A 14,590-nucleotide genomic window follows, 5' to 3' on the forward strand; every position below is an offset into this window, starting at 1 on the left:
ACTGCCGTCGGATTAGTAACGAATGACACTGTTAGCCCCAGATCGCCGGGAGGTGCAGGTCGCCGGTCGGGCCGGCCGGGATGGCGGTGGGCACGCGCGCGGCCCGCGGCTTTCCGGGCGTGGCAACGGCCGGCTTCTGGCGCGGCGCGGCCTCCGGCTTCTGCATGTCCGTCGGTGCCTCCGGGGCGGGCTTGCTGGAGGCCGACGGCGCGGGCGCCGTGGTGACCTGCTGCGGGGCGGTCGGCGACGGCGCGGCGGACGCGACGCCGCCGGCGATCGCACCCCCGGCGAGCAGCAGGGCACCCAGGCTCAGAGCGAAACGAATACGCAAGACATCTCCTCGGTCACGGGCGCCGCGTCCGTTCGGCGGCGCCTCTCTGCGTTAGTCATGCGGTCGCCCGGCCACGGGGTTGCATCGAGTTTCCCGCCGGTCTCCGGACCGGAACGCGAACGGCCGGGAAGCACGTGGCTTCCCGGCCGCCCGGTCTCCCGCATGACGTTCAGCCGGCGAGGGCCGAGAGCTTGCTCCACGACGCCCAGTCGTACGTCCAGTCGTTGTAGTCGCCGTCCTTCGAGGACAGCTGCTGGGTGCTGCCGGTGATCTCCACCGGGTCACCCGGCAGGACGCTGTCGTAGTAGATCTTCGCGTTGGCCGGCGACAGGTTCAGGCAGCCGTGCGAGACGTTCCGCTTGCCCTGCTGCGAGATCGTGCCGGCCAGGCCGTGGATGAACTCGCCGTTGTTGGAGATGCGCACGGCCCACGGCACGTTGACGTCCGAGTAGTGGTACTTCGGGTTGTTCATCGAGTACGTCGCGTGCTTCGACATGACCACGTGCGTGCCGCTGTGCGTGACGCGGCCCGGGTCGGAGTCGAGGCCGTAGCTGACCGGGAAGTCCTCGACCTGCTGGCCGTCGCGGATCACCTGCATGCGGTGCTCCTGGGTGTTGCCCTTGACGATCTGCGAGCGCCCGATGGTGAAGCTGGACGAGAGGTCCTGGCGGCCGTAGGTGCCGCCGCCCATGTCGACGCCGTAGATCTTGGCGTTGACCTTCACCGTGGTGTTCGGCTGGAAGTACTCCTTCGGCCGCCAGTGCACGGAGGTGTCGCCGTCCAGCCAGGCCCAGGAGCCCTCGGTCTTCGGCGTGGTCTCTACCGACAGCGCCTTCTCCACCGACGCCTTGTCGGTGACCTTGCTCGGGAACGTGAGCGCGATCGGCATCGCGATGCCGTACGTCTGCCCGTCACCGACGTTCAGGCTGCCCGCCATCTGCCGCCGCGGCTTGACGGTGGTGAAGGAACCGCTGATCTGGACCGGCTTGCCGTCACTGCCGGCCGCCTGGCCGGCCCACGTGTAAGTCTTGTCGTAGCCGAGTTCTTCGGTGACGCTCCAGCTCTTCTTGTCCGCCGCGGTCTGGCCCTGCACCTGCTTGCCGTCGGGGTTCGTCAGCGTGACCGACGAGATCGTGCCGTCCGCGACGGTCGCCGTGATCGGGCTGCCCGGCGCCACGTCCTTGGCGCCGGCCGCGGGAGAGGTCGTGACGGCGGCCGGTTTCGCCGCCGGCGGCGGTGCCTGGGTGGGCCCACCGCCCGACGTCCCGCTCGCGCTCACCGTCGGTTCGCTGCTGCACGCCCCGAGCGTCAGCGCCGCCACCAACCCCAGCACCGCGACGCCGGCCCGGCGCCGCGTGAAGTTTCCGAAAGTCACACTCGTCCCCATTCGCCCCTTGTAGCCCCACTAACCCAGACGTGCCGCAAGGTCCGAACGTTGACCGAAAGTGTGGTGACTAGGGTCACACTTGTTCCCTCGAAGTTGACACTGGGAGCGCGACCGACTCCGTGCCGTGATCAGGATTCGCGGCGCCGGCCCGCTGAGCCCAGCTTAGTCGGGGGCACCGACAGCGCTGCGTAGGCAGCGATACGACGTTCCGGTGACGTGCGAGTCTGTGAACTGATCGCGTCGATCACGGGGTTCAGATTTGGCCAGATCCCGGTACTCTGCTCCCAGGCCGTCGTTTTGCGTGTTCGTGGCTTCACACTCGCGGAACTTCTGACGCGAGCCGTGGGGCCCAACAGCTCTCAGCTCGACTCGTTGGAACCGCCCGGGACGGCCTGGGGTGTCGTTTCGGCGGCATTCGAAGCGGATCTGTTACGAGGAGTACAGCGGTGGCGCAAGGCACTGTGAAGTGGTTCAACGCGGAGAAGGGCTTCGGCTTCATCGCGCAGGATGGCGGCGAAGGCGACGTGTTCGTCCACTACTCGGAGATCGAGGGGCGTGGTTTCCGCACTCTCGAAGAGAACCAGCGAGTGGAGTTCGAGGTCGGCCAGGGACAGAAGGGCCCGCAGGCCCAGAAGGTCCGCGCGATCTGAGTCAGGCCCGCGCGTTTTCTCAGGCCTGAATGAAGGGCCTCGGCGATGGGAATCGCCGGGGCCCTTTCTCGTGCCTGGGCTGGGTTTGGGGCTGGGGTCAGGCTGGATTTGGGGCTGGATCCGGGTTCGGGCTGAGGTGGGGTTGGATCTGGGTGGGGCCAGGCCAGGCCGGGCCGGACTGGGCTGTGTTTGGGGGCGGGCCCGGATTTGGGGCTGGATCTGGGTTCGGGCTGGGCTGGGCTCGCTTTGGGCCAGGCCAGACCAAGTCGGGCCAGGCCGGGCCCCGGGCCGGACTGGGGCTGGATTTGGGGCTGGGTCTGGGTTGCTGGCCGGTGGTCAAGCCGGTCGCCGGTCGCTGGGCGGCGTGGCTGGTGACCGGGTGTCTGGTGTTCGACCGGGCGGCGTGGCTGATGGCCGGGTGTTCGGGCGGCCGTCGCTCGGCGGCTCGGGCCGGTGGGGTATTGCTGTGGCCGCAGTAACTGTTGTGGTTCCTGGTTTCCCGGTGGGTGACATTCCCGGTGAGTGACAACTGTGACGACCTCGCGCACCGGACCGGTGGCCGAATTGGTCCGCGGTTGCCCTCTACGCAATGCGTGCGGCTCGCGAGAACGGGTGAGTTGCCGACAAGCTCGAGCCCCGTGCGGGAGCGTGCGGTGGTTCGGTTCCGCCGTTCGGGCGCATCGCGTGTTGCGACTGGCGCAACATTTCCCTTGCGGGCAAAGGACTTGCGGACAAGGGGTCGGCGGGCAAAGAGAAAGCCCCCGGCGGACTGCTTCGCCGGGGGCTCGGAATGGTCGCGGGGCGCTGGGGTCAGCGGTGGCCGGCGAGGGGCTCGTCGAAGGATTCGGACGGGAACTGGAACTCGTCGGTCATCGCGTCGGAGTGGCGGCGGTCCTGCGCGGACGCGGCCTGGCCCTCCCAGGAGAGGCGCTCGAGGATCCACTCCTGCGCCAGCGCCTGCGGGGAGATGTCCCGCTCGTTCGCGATGTCCTTGAGCTGCTGGCTCGCGATGAGGTTCATGCGCAGCTGGTAGACCTGCGCCTCACCGAAGCGCTTGCCGGTCCCGGTGCTGCCGGGGTCGGCGTCGGCGTCAGGGGCCAGTGCGGCGAGGTAGCTGGTGAGCTCCTTGTCCTCGACGACTTCGTCGTCAGCCGCCTTGACGGCATTGCGGTGCCGCCCGGGGGAGACGGCCTTCAGGTTCGTACGGCTGCCGAGGCGGCCGAGGGAGGGAAGAGGCACTCCGACACGATAACGGTTGGGTCTCGGCAAACAAACCACTGTGAGCCACGACACAAGCATTTCCTCGCTCGTTAGGCCTATTCGATCACCTGAACAGCCCAGAAGGTAAACGCCATTACGTGACGGGGGGTTGACTTGCTGTGCCGTCAGTAGATCACCAGGTAGCCGGCGAAAAGTCGCAGAAATGGAGAGACCCCCGCGCCAGGGGGAGGAACGCGGGGGTCGGAGGGGATCTCCACAGGCGCTGACCGGGGGTGTGTCAGCACCATCGATTGTTGCACGAGTTCCGGGGTTCGGCGAGTGGAAGAGGGAGAAAACCGTTGCCTGGTTCACATTCACGATCTCGTGAAACTGTTCGGTGATTGCGCTGAGTTGTGCGGAGAGTGGCGCCAGGTTCACTCTCCGGGGGGCTGTGTGTTCCGCCCGGCGCTGGTTAGCCTCGCGGCCAGTTGTTGTGAACCGGGCGGAGGAGCCATGAGCGGGTCTGTGGAAGTTCGACAGTTCCTCCTTCGGTACGAAGGTGCCGATGGGGGTAGCACGACACTGCCCGGCGGAGTGCCGGCGCAGCGCGGGGCGTCCGACAGTCAGCGTGTGTCCAACGATCAAGTGCGCCGGGCTCGGCTCGCGGTCGCCAACGGGGCGCTCGGGGTCGAGGACTGTGCGCAGCTGCTGGACATGCTCGGCCTGTCCCTCGACGACGACGGCCAGGCCCCGGTCCAGCGCTGACCCGGCCCTGGCTCGGCGCCGGCGCCGGATCGGTGGCGGGCCGGTGGCTCGGACACTCCTGGACGTCCTCGGGTGCGCCGCGCGATCGGTGTCGGGCGGCCGGGCGTCCCGGCGCGGTATTCTCGGCTGCGGTGCCTGGTCGACGCGTCTGCCTGGTGTCGTCGCAGGTCCCAGCCCTGCTGAGCGTTAAGGAACCCCCCGGTGCGCGGCCGACTCCGGGTGTCCTATGCTTGTAATCGCTCCCGGGGGAACCTGAGAGCGCGGTCGGTCGGTCAGCCGAAACCGACCGGGCTCCCATCGTTCAGTGGCCTAGGACTCCGCCCTTTCAAGGCGGCAACGCGGGTTCGAATCCCGTTGGGAGTACGCTTCACCAGCAAGACAAGCAGTACGCAAGGCCCTGTGGCGCAGTTGGTTAGCGCGTCGCCCTGTCACGGCGAAGGTCGCGGGTTCGAGTCCCGTCAGGGTCGCAAGATCGTTCGGCTCTTGGCCGGCGTTCCCGGCCAGGTAGCTCAGTTGGTACGAGCGTCCGCCTGAAAAGCGGAAGGTCGCCGGTTCGACCCCGGCCCTGGCCACTTTCAGCAGAGAACCGCCCCCGACCGAGTCGGGGCGGTTTTTTCGTGCCCTGACTCGCCAAGCGATGGTGGCGCCCGCAGTGCCAGCATTGAGGCCATGGAAACCGTTGCCGTTCCGCGGCCCGTTGTCAGCGCGCTGAGGCAAGCCAGCGTCACCGGGACCGCCACCGAGCTGATCGACCGGTTCCGCACCACCGGCCGGGACGGGGTCGCGCGGCCGCCGGATGCGTTCGGGGAGGTCTTGGCCTGGTTGTGGCAGGACGACGCCAACGCCGCCGTGATCCACATCGCCGAGCTGATGAAGCAGCTGCGCGAACGCCACCCGCTCGCGCACACCGTGGCGCCGCCGGTCGGGTTCGGTGAGCTGCTCGACGGCGTGCGCGATTGCCTGCCTGTCGGCTTTGAGCAGGCTGACCTGCTGATCTCCTACACCCGTACCGCGCTCGGCGACTTCTACGGTGGCCAACCCGGCTGACTCACTTCACGTACGTGGTCCACGTCAGGGCGGACCAGGTCGACGCGTCGACCGGCTTCAGGGGGCCGCGCGGCATTGCCGGCTTCGTCGGGCGCACGGCCTTCACCGGGTTGATCGGCATCGGCTCGTGGGGCGGCTTCGAGGGTGCGCTGTGCGAAGCCTCGGTCCAAGCGACGACCGCGCCGACGTGGTCGCGGAAGGTGCCCGCGCGGTACCAGCCCTTGTGCACCGAACCCGGGCTCACGACGCTGCCCGAGTGCAGCCAGGCCGTGACCCGGCCGCCGAGGTCGCGCAGGGCGTCTTCGTCGAGCCAGGCGCAGATCTGGCCGCGGCGGTCGTAAATCGGTTCCATCTTCGGATGTTAGGGCGATCCGCGGGGAAGCTGGGAAAAAAGTTCGTAAAGTCCGGATGGGCGCCGGCCGGCGGACCGTCCACAGGGGACGAACAAAGACCTTGACCTCCAGCGGGCTGGAGGTCACACACTGGACCCATGACAACGGGACTGGCCAAGGTACGGAACAGCGGTGGCTGGGGCGTCGAAACGGTGGACGTCGACGCCTACCTCGCGCGGATCGGGCAGCCGCGGCGGGAGCCGTCGGCGGCGGCGCTCATCGCGCTGACCAGGGCACACGTCGAGACGTTCCCGTTCGAGAACGTCGACGTGGTGCTCGAACAGCACCAGGGGATCGGGCTGGACGTCGTCGCCGGGAAGCTCGTCGGACGGCCGCGCGGCGGCTACTGCTACGAGCAGGCCGGGCTGTTCGCCGCCGTCGCCGAGCGGCTGGGCTACGAGGTCCAGCGCACGGTCGCGCGCGTGCAGCCGCGCAAGGACGGCCCGTACACCCACATGGCGCTGCTGGTCACGGTCGAGGGCACGCGGCACCTCGTCGACGTCGGCTTCGGGGCCGGGATACTGGTGCCGATGCCGCTGGTGGACGGCGCCGTCGTCGACCAGGCCGGGTGGCCGCACCGGCTGGTCGAGAAGGACGGCTGGTGGGTGCTGCAGAAGCAGGACGGCGACGGCTGGGACGACCTGCACGAGCTGGACGACCGGGTCCGCAGCCGCCCGGTCGACTACGAGGTCTACCACCACTACACCTCGACGCACCCGCGCTCGCCGTTCACCGGGCGGCTGGTGGTGATGCGGCTGGCCGAGGGCCGGTTCCGCCGGCTGATCGGCCGCGAGCTGACCGAAACCCGCCCCGACGGCACCGCCGAGACCCGGACCGTCGCGCCGGACCAGCTCGGCGAAGTCCTCGAAGGGCTCGACATCGTGCTCACCGCGGAGGAGCTGGAAGCGCTGTTGCGCGTCTACTGAAACAGCTCGGCAGCCGAGGCCGGCCGGCCCAGGTGGTAACCCTGGGCCTGGTCGCAGTCCAGCTCACGCAGCAGCGCCAGCTCTTCGGCGGTCTCGACGCCCTCGGCGACCACGGTCAGGTCCACCGCGTGCGCCATCGCGATGATGCTCGTGACGATCGCCGCCGCGTCGCGGGATTCGGCGATGCCGGTGATGAACGAGCGGTCGATCTTGAGCGTGTCCAGCGTCAGCCGGCGCAGCTGCGCCAGCGACGAGTAGCCGGTGCCGAAGTCGTCGATCGCCAGCAGGACGCCGAGTGCGCGCAGCGACGCGAGCACCTCGGCGGCCGCGGCCTCGTCACGCATCAGCGCGCTTTCGGTGATCTCCAGGCACAACGAGCCCGGCGGCAGACCCGTGGTGGCGAGCACGTCGCGGACCGCGGGCACCAGGCCGGGGTCGTCGAGCTGGCGGACGGACAGGTTGACCTTCAGGTTCAGGTCGAGCCCGCGCTCGGCGCGCAGCCGGGCCAGCTCACGCGTGGTGCACCGCAGCACGAACTTGCCGATCACGTTGATCAGCTCGCTCTCCTCGGCGAGCGGGATGAACTCCACCGGTGAGATCTCGCCGTGTTTCGGGTGCGTCCAGCGCAGCAGCGCCTCGACCGCCACCATCTCGCCCGTGCGCAGGTCCACCACCGGCTGGTACGCGGGCCACAGCTGTCCATTGTGGACGGCGTCGCGCAGGTCCTGCTCCAGCCGCAGCCGCCGTTGCATGCGCTCGCGCAGCGCGACGTCGAACAGCTCGAACCGGCCGCCGCCGAGCGCTTTCGCCTGGTACATCGCGACATCCGCGTCACGCAGCAGGTCTTCCGCGCTGCGCTGGTCGTCCGGGCCGACCAGCACGACGCCGATGCTCGCGTCGAGGTGCAGCTGGCGGCCGTGCACGACGATCGGCTCGGCCAGCACCGCGCGCACGTGCCCGGCCAGCGCCCGCACCTCGCCGTCTTCCGTCGCCGCCTGCGTGACGACCACGAACTCGTCGCCGCCGAGGCGGCCCACCACGTCGTCGGCGCCCGCGGCGCGCCGCAGCCGCTCGCCGATGATGCGCAGCACCTGGTCGCCGACGGAGTGGCCGAGGGAGTCGTTGATGACCTTGAACTTGTCGAGGTCGAGGAACAGCACCGTGGACGCCTGGCAGTGGCTGCGCCGGTCCAGCCGGTCGAGCACCAGCGTCCGGTTCGCCAGGCGGGTCAACGGGTCGTGCGTCGCGTCGTGCGCGAGGCGCGCGCTGATCGCGCGGCGCTCGGTGATGTCGGTGAACGAGACGACCGCCGTCGCGCCCGTCGCGTCCACCGGGTCGAGCAGGCGGGAGGTCACCGAGATCCAGACGTCGCGGCCGTCGGGCCGGCGCCAGCGCGCGACGCGGCCGTTCTGCGTGGCGCCGGTGCGCCGGGTGCGCACGGACGGCAGGTCCTCGTCCGGGATCTGCGCGCCCGCCTCGTCGAAGAGGATGAGCATGGTGCTCGGGACACCGATCATGTCCGCCGGGGTCAGGCCGAGGATGCGGCTGGCCGCCGGGTTGGCCGACTCGAGCCGCCCGGTCGGGCCCATGACCATCACGCCCTCGTCGAGCGCCCCGACGACCGTGCGGTAGCGCTCCTCGGCGCGGCGGCGGGCCGTCTCGTCGGCGCAGACGAGAACGTAGCCGTCATTCATCTCAGCTGCGGAAACGCGGACCGAGAGGACCGTGCCGACGCGGTTTCGGTGCGCCTGCTCGACCACGCCGCCCGCGCTCAGCACGGCTTCGGGGTCGAGCTCGGCGCCTACCAGCTCGGCGGCGGGCCGCCCGGTGGCCTCGGCCGCGGACCAGCCGTACACGGACTCGGCGGCCGGGTTCCAGCTGGTCACGACCCCCGAGCCGGTGGTGGCGATGATGGCGTCGCTGACGTGGGTCACCAGCGCGGCCTGCGTGCGCAGCGCGTCGGCCGCGGCCCGGCGGCCCGTCACGTCGCGGACCACGACCTGGAACGACGGCGTGCGCTCGTCGCTGGTCCGCACGGTGACCGTCTCCACGGCGAGCTTGCTGCCGTCGACGCGCTTGAGCACGGCCTCGACCGGCCCGGTCCCGGCGCCCGGCTCGGTGAGCGCCAGTGCCCCGCCGAGCAGCCGCTCGGCCGAGCCGTCGGCGAGGAAGTCGGTGAACGGGCGCCCGACGACCTCCGCCGCCGAACCCGCGCCGAGCAGGTCGAGCGCCGCGCGGTTCAGGTAGTTGACGAACCCGCCCTCGTGCACGCAGATCGCGTCCGGGCTCAGCTCCACGAGCACGCGGTACCGGTCGGCCAGTTCGGCCAGCTCCGACTTGCCCGGCGGCTCGTCCGGCACCGCGTAGGCGACGCCCAGCAGGCCGGTGGTGCGGGAGTGCTCGCCGACGGTGCGCGCCCGCAGCCGGATCCGGCGCGGCTGCCCGACGGCGGTCTCCAGCGATTGCTCCAGCTCGAAGTCCCGGCCGGGGACGACGGCGGGCAGGTTCGCGGTGAGCGGGCGGAGCAGGGCGAGCAGCTGTTCGCACAGGTCTTCGCCGGGGGAGCCGGGCATGCCCAGCACGGTGTCGAGGCCGGGCAGCCAGGTGAGGGTGGTGCTGGTGGCGTCGAAGGAGAAGATCACGCCGGTGTCGTCCACCGGGGCCAGCCCGGCCAGCCGCGCCCGCAAAGCCGTTGCCGCGGCGTCACCCGCCGGTTCGCCCGCGGTGGCGGCTTCGGCCTCCATGTGCGTCCCGGTCCCCCCGTATCGGCGTGTGGCCCGTCGATTACACCACCCGGGGATCTCGCTGTATACGCACAGATACGACAGGACTTCCCATGGTCAGCCGCATTGGTGAATTGACCTCATGTTTCCGCGCCGGCCCCGACCAGCTCGGGCCGGGCGACGGGCGGGGCGGGCGGGCTGGGCCGTCGGCCGCGGCGCAGCCGGGTGCCCCAGAAGAAGAAACCGAAGTGGGCCGCGCAGAGATGGCCGAGCACCGTCACGATGGATTCCAGGCTGCTCGGGTCGTCGGTGACGTAGATCAGCGCGATGAACAGCTCCAGCACCACCAGCGCGGCGATCCGCAGCCGGCCGCGCAGCAGGAAGACGAGCGCGCCCGCCGTGGTGAAGAAGCCGTAGCTGACGCCGATGTCGAGCCAGTTGCCCGCGGACCTCGGCAGCGCCCCGCTGCTGATCAGGGCCATCACCGGCAGCTCGGTGGCGAGCGTGGCCAGTACGTGGCCACTGAAGAACACCAGCGCGGTCCGGCCCGCGCCGAAACGGCGTTCGAGCGGCGCGACGAGGACGGTGAAGATGGCGGCGTAGGTGAGCCAGCCGCCGTCGGCCAGCCACAACGCGCTGGTCAGCAGCGAGGTCAGCGGACGGCGCCACAGGTTGTGCGCGTCGGTGCTGGAGAGCAGCAGGAGCTTGTCGATCAGGGTCGGGTCGGCGAAGCGCATCAGGAGCGTGGTGCCGAGCAGGACCACCAGGTAGCCGAAAGTGAACGGGGTGCTGCGCGGAGTGGGCACCCACTGGAACCAGACGGACCAGCGCGTTCGCAGGGGAACCGGCTGGGGGGCGCGCAGCAGCATGGTTCCAGGCTCGCTGGTCATGCTGGGATTTTTACTAAGGGCAGCTGTGAAAGTGCTGTGACTCTCACCCGGTAGGGTGACATACGCTGTGTAGGAATTTCTGTCAGTCTTCACCCGTTCGGTGGCCAATTGCGGTAAGAATGGCTCACTCTGGTGAAAGGTCCGCTGGTGAACGAAGAGGTTTCGGTCGCCGATCTGCTGGTGCGCGAAGGCTGGGGCGAGCGCGTTCCGCCCCCGTCGAGGTCGCGCTGGCGCATGGTCGCCGTGATGCTCGCCGTCGTGGTCGGCTGTGGCGCCGCGGCGGTTCTCGTGGGATTCGGGACGACGGCGAACGACGAGGCCGCGCACGTCACCGAGATGAAGGTGATCGAGATGCCGGACCGCACCGGGGGTGCGGGCGGCGTCAGCGAGAGCAACCCGGCCACCGTCGCCGGCACCAGCGGCGGCGAGGGGCACCAGTCGTCCTCGAGCGGCGACACCAGTGACCAGCCGCGCTCCTCCGACGTCACCTCCACCTTGGACCCGCTGAACCCGCGCGGCGGTGCGGCTCCCGACAGCCCGTCGGCGCACGACCCGGCGCCGCCGAAGCACAGCGACTCCTCGACTCCCACGGGCGATCCGTCCACACCGGGCCCGTCCACCTCTGCGCAGCCGCCGCCTCCGGCGCATTCGTCGGACCCGCAGCTGCCCCCGCCGTGCCTGCTGGGCATCCTCTTCTGCTGAGTTTCACGGCGCCGCCAGCAGGTCCGGCTCCGAGCGCCGGCCGAGGTGGTTGAAGAGCAGGTTCAGCACGAAGGCCAGCACCGCCGTCACCGTGATCGGGCTGCCGCAGATCGTCTGCAGCCACGCGGGGAAGTGCTGGAAGAAGACCGAGTTGCCGAAGCGGTCCAGCCCGAACGCCGGCAGCAGCCCGACACCCAGCGCCACGGCGACGACAAAAGTGTTGTGGTTGCCCGAGAACTCGACCCGCTTCAGGTTCTGCACGCCGACCGCGGCGACCGTCGCGAACATCACCACCGCGACGCCGCCGACCACCGGCTCCGGAATGGCCGCGATGAACGCGCCGACCTTCGGCACCAGCCCCATCACCACGAGCAGGCCGCCGGTCACCGCGACCACCCAGCGGCTGCGTACGCCGGTCATCTGCACCAGGCCGACGTTCTGCGCGAAAGCCGTGTCGGGGAACGAGTTCATGAAGCCGCCGAGGATCGCGGACAGGCCGTCGGTGGCCAGGCCGCGCGCGACGTCGGAGTCGGTCGCCGGCCGCCCGGTGATCTCGCCGACGGCGATCAGGTCCGCGGTGGACTCGGTGAACGTCACCAGCATCACCACGCACATCGACAGCACCGCGGCGATCGGGAACGTCGGCGCGCCGAAGTGGAACGGCGACCCGAGCCCGAACCAGCTCGCCTGCGCGACGCCGCCGAAGTGCGTCAGCCCCAGCGGAATCGCGGCCAGCAGCCCGATCACGAGCGCGATCAGCGGGCCGAGCTGGTTGCCGAACCCGCGCAGCACCCGCGTGCACAGCACCACCAGCGCCACCACGCCGAACGCCAGCCCGATGTGCGAGGGCGAGCCGTAGTCGGGGGATCCGGTGTCGTGCCCGGCGATCATCGCCGTGCCCGGGCCGAGCAGCGAGATACCGATGACCAGCAGCAACGTGCCGGACACGAGCGGCGGGAAGAACCGGATCATCTTCGCGAACGGCTTCGCGATCACCAGCCCGAACACCCCGGAGACGAGCATCGCGCCGTAAACCGCGGTGAGCCCGTACTGCGAGGCGATCAGGATCATCGGGTTCACGACGGTGAACGTCGCGCCCGCCACCACCGGCAGCCGGATGCCGAGCAGCCTGCCGATCCCGATGGACTGGACCAGCGTCGCGAGGCCGGCCACGAACAGGTCGGCGTTCACGAGCAGGGCGACGGTCGCGGCGTCGAGCTTCAGCGCGCTGCCGACGATCAACGGCACGGCGACGGAGCCGGCGTACATGATCGCCATGTGCTGCAGGCCGAGCAGGAGCAGCTTCCCGGTGGGCAGCCGCTGGTCCACCGGGTGCGGGACGGATTCGGTCATGGGTGGCCCTTTCGCGCGATTTCCGGGCAACAGCCAACGCGTCGCGGATGACAGTGGCAAGTCCCCGGCGTGATCATCCTGTTTCCCTGGTGACCGGTCTGGGTCACTAACCTGGCTCCGTGAAAGCTCAGCGTGGGTTGTTGTGGTGCGGTGTCGTGGGATCGGCGTTGTTCATCGTGGTCTTCCTGATCAACGACGTGGTCAAGCCGGACTACGACCCGGTGAGCGCCGCGGTCAGCGAGGCCGAGCTCGGCAGCGGCGGATGGTTGCAGATCGCGAACTTCATCGTGTCCGGGCTGCTCATCACCGCGTCCGCCGTCGCGGTGGCGAAAACGGTGAACCGGGCGACGGGCGTGCTGGTCGCCCTGGTCGGGGCCGGGCTGGCGCTGGCCGGCGTCTTCCTGTCCGATCCGGTGCCGACCGACCACGCGACCTGGCACGGCATGATCCACAACGTGGTGGGGACGATCAGCTCCGCCGCGCTGATCGTCGCCTGTTTCGTGGCCGCTCGCTGGCAGGCCACCGCGCGCTGGCGCTGGTACTCCATCGCGGTCGGCGTCGCCATGCCGTTGACCTTCGCCGTCGCCCTCGTGGCGGCCGAAACCCTCGGCATCTGGCAGCGCCTGACCAATGTGATCGGGTGGACCTGGCTCATCGTGCTGGCGCTGCGCGCGATGCGCGTGGCCGCGACCAGCGCCCGGGCCGAATCGGCGATCGGCACGGGTCACCAGTCTGTGTGACGATGCCGGGCATGACCCCACGTCCCCCGTTCCGCGCCGACCACGTCGGGAGCCTGCTGCGACCAGCTGTCCTGCGCGAGGCGCGGCGACGGCGTAACGACGGCGAGATCACCGCCGAACAACTCGGCGCGGTCGAGGACGACACGATCCGCGACGTGGTGAAGATGCAGCGGGCCGCGGGCCTGCCCTCGGCCACGGACGGCGAGTTCCGGCGGTCCTCGTGGCACATGGACTTCATCTACGCGCTCGGCGGCGTCTCGCGCAGTGACGAGCGGCTGCACGTGAAATTCCACAACCTCGCCGGGGACCTCGAGTTCAGCCCGCCGGGGCTCCAAGTGGACGGGAAGGTGCGCCTCGACGAGCCGGTTTTCGCCCGGCACTTCGAGTTCCTGAAGGCGCACGTCGACGCGGGCGTGACGCCGAAGCTGACGATCCCGTCGCCGAGCATGGTCTATTACCGCGGCGGCCGGGCGGCGGTGAGCGACACCGTGTACCCGGATCTGGAGGACTTCTTCACCGACCTCAGCTCGGCGTACGCGGCGCAGCTGACGGCGATGGGCGAACTCGGCTGCACGTACCTGCAGCTCGACGACACCAGCCTCGCTTACCTGAACGACCCGGCGCAGCGCGAGCTCGTCGCCCGCATGGGCGGTGACCCGGACACCCAGCACCTGCGCAACATCAACCAGATCAACGCCGCGCTCGCCGGGAAGCCCGACGGCATGACCGTCACGACCCACCTGTGCCGCGGCAACTTCCGCTCCTCGTGGGCGGCCGAAGGCAGTTACGAGTTCGTCGCCGAGGCGTTGTTCGGCGAGCTGGGCGTGGACGGCTTCTTCCTGGAGTTCGACGACGAGCGCTCCGGCGGCTTCGAGCCGTTGCGCTTCGTGCCGCGTGACAAGCGCGTGGTGCTCGGCCTGGTCACCACGAAGCGGCCCGAGCTGGAGGACCCGGACGCGCTGGTGCGGCGGATCGAGGAGGCCTCGCGGTTCGTCGACGTCGACCAGCTCTGCCTGTCCCCGCAGTGCGGTTTCTCCTCGACGGAGGAGGGCAACGAGCTGACCGTGGACGACCAGCTGCGGAAGCTGGAGCTGGTCGTCTCGACGGCCGAGCGGGTGTGGGGCCGCGAATGATCACCTGCGTCGTCGACTACGTGATCGACCCGGCGAAGATCGCCGACTTCGAACGCTTCGCCGCCGAGTGGATGCGGCTGGTGGAACGCGAGGGCGGCGTCCACCACGGTTACTTCCTGCCCGCGGAGGGCGCCAGCGACGAGGCCCGCGCGTTGTTCAGCTTCGAGAGCCTCGCGGCCTACGAGCGTTACCGGACGCTGTTCGGCGTGGACCCGGAATTCGTTGCGGCCGACCAGATCCGTGAGGAGTCCGGCTGCGTGCTGCGCTACCGGCGCACGTTCATGCGGCCGCTCCTGCCGGACTGGCAAGACGGCGAGGCGGAACCGGGCTGACGGCCGCGGTCCGGCCGCG

The 14,590-nt window shown here is 69.8% G+C and carries 15 protein-coding genes and 3 tRNA genes; 11 read left to right on the plus strand and 7 right to left on the minus strand.

The genetic code is table 11. The annotated features are described in order from the left end of the window. Nucleotides 1–31 precede the first annotated feature (31 nt). Entirely contained in the window at nt 32–331 is a 300-nt protein-coding gene (locus OG943_RS39200) for a hypothetical protein (protein WP_328605960.1), read from the minus strand. 169 nt (nt 332–500) lie between these two features. Continuing rightward, the gene (locus OG943_RS39205) at nt 501–1,718 is read right to left on the minus strand and encodes a L,D-transpeptidase (RefSeq protein WP_442874635.1); all 1,218 of its coding nucleotides are present in this window, start codon (nt 1,716–1,718) and stop codon (nt 501–503) included. A gap of 446 nt (nt 1,719–2,164) precedes the next feature. Between OG943_RS39205 and OG943_RS39210 the strand changes: the two genes are divergently transcribed. Further along, nucleotides 2,165–2,368, plus strand: a complete 204-nt coding sequence (locus OG943_RS39210; protein ID WP_003097368.1) for a cold-shock protein — start codon at nt 2,165–2,167, stop codon at nt 2,366–2,368. Nucleotides 2,369–3,178: 810 nt separating this feature from the next. On the opposite strand, the gene OG943_RS39215 is transcribed toward OG943_RS39210, so the two are convergent. Continuing rightward, complete coding sequence (locus OG943_RS39215; protein ID WP_328605962.1) at nt 3,179–3,607, minus strand: hypothetical protein; 429 nt, start codon at nt 3,605–3,607, stop codon at nt 3,179–3,181. A gap of 474 nt (nt 3,608–4,081) precedes the next feature. Between OG943_RS39215 and OG943_RS39220 the strand changes: the two genes are divergently transcribed. From OG943_RS39220 to OG943_RS39240, 5 genes are all read left to right on the plus strand, one after another. After that, on the plus strand, nt 4,082–4,333 hold the full coding sequence (locus OG943_RS39220) for a hypothetical protein (RefSeq protein ID WP_328605963.1): 252 nt from the start codon (nt 4,082–4,084) through the stop codon (nt 4,331–4,333). A gap of 290 nt (nt 4,334–4,623) precedes the next feature. Continuing rightward, nucleotides 4,624–4,696 (plus strand) — tRNA-Glu (locus OG943_RS39225). Between the two features lie 30 nt (nt 4,697–4,726). Continuing rightward, nucleotides 4,727–4,800: transfer RNA gene (locus OG943_RS39230), tRNA-Asp, on the plus strand. A gap of 31 nt (nt 4,801–4,831) precedes the next feature. Then, nucleotides 4,832–4,905, plus strand: a tRNA-Phe gene (locus tag OG943_RS39235). Between the two features lie 97 nt (nt 4,906–5,002). Beyond that, entirely contained in the window at nt 5,003–5,380 is a 378-nt protein-coding gene (locus OG943_RS39240) for a hypothetical protein (RefSeq protein ID WP_328605964.1), read from the plus strand. A gap of 1 nt (nt 5,381) precedes the next feature. Here OG943_RS39240 and OG943_RS39245 read toward each other — a convergent pair whose 3' ends face one another. Continuing rightward, a complete protein-coding gene (locus OG943_RS39245) occupies nt 5,382–5,732 on the minus strand; it encodes a 4-fold beta flower protein (protein ID WP_328605965.1) in 351 nt (116 codons plus the stop codon). A 138-nt stretch (nt 5,733–5,870) separates the two neighbouring features. Between OG943_RS39245 and OG943_RS39250 the strand changes: the two genes are divergently transcribed. Further along, nucleotides 5,871–6,698: an arylamine N-acetyltransferase family protein gene (locus OG943_RS39250; protein ID WP_328605966.1), complete on the plus strand. Its 828-nt coding sequence runs from the start codon at nt 5,871–5,873 to the stop codon at nt 6,696–6,698. Here OG943_RS39250 and OG943_RS39255 read toward each other — a convergent pair. Together OG943_RS39255 and OG943_RS39260 are read right to left on the minus strand one after the other, a co-directional pair. Further along, a complete protein-coding gene (locus tag OG943_RS39255; protein ID WP_328605967.1) occupies nt 6,692–9,442 on the minus strand; it encodes a sensor domain-containing protein in 2,751 nt (916 codons plus the stop codon). The two genes, OG943_RS39250 and OG943_RS39255, sit on opposite strands and share 7 nt — an antisense overlap. A gap of 119 nt (nt 9,443–9,561) precedes the next feature. Further along, nucleotides 9,562–10,311 carry a rhomboid-like protein gene (locus OG943_RS39260; protein ID WP_328605968.1) on the minus strand — a complete coding sequence of 250 codons (750 nt, stop codon included), beginning with the start codon at nt 10,309–10,311 and terminating at the stop codon, nt 9,562–9,564. 147 nt (nt 10,312–10,458) lie between these two features. Between OG943_RS39260 and OG943_RS39265 the strand changes: the two genes are divergently transcribed. Beyond that, complete coding sequence (locus OG943_RS39265) at nt 10,459–11,013, plus strand: hypothetical protein (protein ID WP_328605969.1); 555 nt, start codon at nt 10,459–10,461, stop codon at nt 11,011–11,013. A gap of 3 nt (nt 11,014–11,016) precedes the next feature. Here OG943_RS39265 and OG943_RS39270 read toward each other — a convergent pair whose 3' ends face one another. After that, nucleotides 11,017–12,366: a nucleobase:cation symporter-2 family protein gene (locus tag OG943_RS39270; RefSeq protein WP_328605970.1), complete on the minus strand. Its 1,350-nt coding sequence runs from the start codon at nt 12,364–12,366 to the stop codon at nt 11,017–11,019. A gap of 119 nt (nt 12,367–12,485) precedes the next feature. Between OG943_RS39270 and OG943_RS39275 the strand changes: the two genes are divergently transcribed. From OG943_RS39275 to OG943_RS39285, 3 genes are read left to right on the plus strand one after another with little or no spacing between them, the layout of a single operon-like run. After that, the gene (locus OG943_RS39275; RefSeq protein WP_328605971.1) at nt 12,486–13,106 is read left to right on the plus strand and encodes a DUF998 domain-containing protein; all 621 of its coding nucleotides are present in this window, start codon (nt 12,486–12,488) and stop codon (nt 13,104–13,106) included. A gap of 11 nt (nt 13,107–13,117) precedes the next feature. Next, nucleotides 13,118–14,239 carry a 5-methyltetrahydropteroyltriglutamate--homocysteine S-methyltransferase gene (locus OG943_RS39280; protein ID WP_328605972.1) on the plus strand — a complete coding sequence of 374 codons (1,122 nt, stop codon included), beginning with the start codon at nt 13,118–13,120 and terminating at the stop codon, nt 14,237–14,239. Beyond that, nucleotides 14,236–14,571: an NIPSNAP family protein gene (locus OG943_RS39285; protein WP_328605973.1), complete on the plus strand. Its 336-nt coding sequence runs from the start codon at nt 14,236–14,238 to the stop codon at nt 14,569–14,571. Before OG943_RS39280 ends, OG943_RS39285 begins: the two co-directional genes overlap by 4 nt. Nucleotides 14,572–14,590: the final 19 nt, after the last annotated feature.

Source organism: Amycolatopsis sp. NBC_00345 (assembly GCF_036116635.1).
In the GTDB taxonomy this organism is placed as follows: Bacteria; Actinomycetota; Actinomycetes; order Mycobacteriales; family Pseudonocardiaceae; genus Amycolatopsis.

Coding starts and splice junctions, on each gene's coding strand:
- OG943_RS39205 (WP_442874635.1), bottom strand. CDS start 1,718: ATGGGGACGAGTGTGACTTTCGGAAACTTCACGCGGCGCCGGGCCGGC.
- OG943_RS39220 (WP_328605963.1), top strand. CDS start 4,082: ATGAGCGGGTCTGTGGAAGTTCGACAGTTCCTCCTTCGGTACGAAGGT.
- OG943_RS39240 (WP_328605964.1), top strand. CDS start 5,003: ATGGAAACCGTTGCCGTTCCGCGGCCCGTTGTCAGCGCGCTGAGGCAA.
- OG943_RS39245 (WP_328605965.1), bottom strand. CDS start 5,732: ATGGAACCGATTTACGACCGCCGCGGCCAGATCTGCGCCTGGCTCGAC.
- OG943_RS39250 (WP_328605966.1), top strand. CDS start 5,871: ATGACAACGGGACTGGCCAAGGTACGGAACAGCGGTGGCTGGGGCGTC.
- OG943_RS39255 (WP_328605967.1), bottom strand. CDS start 9,442: ATGGAGGCCGAAGCCGCCACCGCGGGCGAACCGGCGGGTGACGCCGCG.
- OG943_RS39260 (WP_328605968.1), bottom strand. CDS start 10,311: ATGACCAGCGAGCCTGGAACCATGCTGCTGCGCGCCCCCCAGCCGGTT.
- OG943_RS39270 (WP_328605970.1), bottom strand. CDS start 12,366: ATGACCGAATCCGTCCCGCACCCGGTGGACCAGCGGCTGCCCACCGGG.
- OG943_RS39280 (WP_328605972.1), top strand. CDS start 13,118: ATGACCCCACGTCCCCCGTTCCGCGCCGACCACGTCGGGAGCCTGCTG.
- OG943_RS39285 (WP_328605973.1), top strand. CDS start 14,236: ATGATCACCTGCGTCGTCGACTACGTGATCGACCCGGCGAAGATCGCC.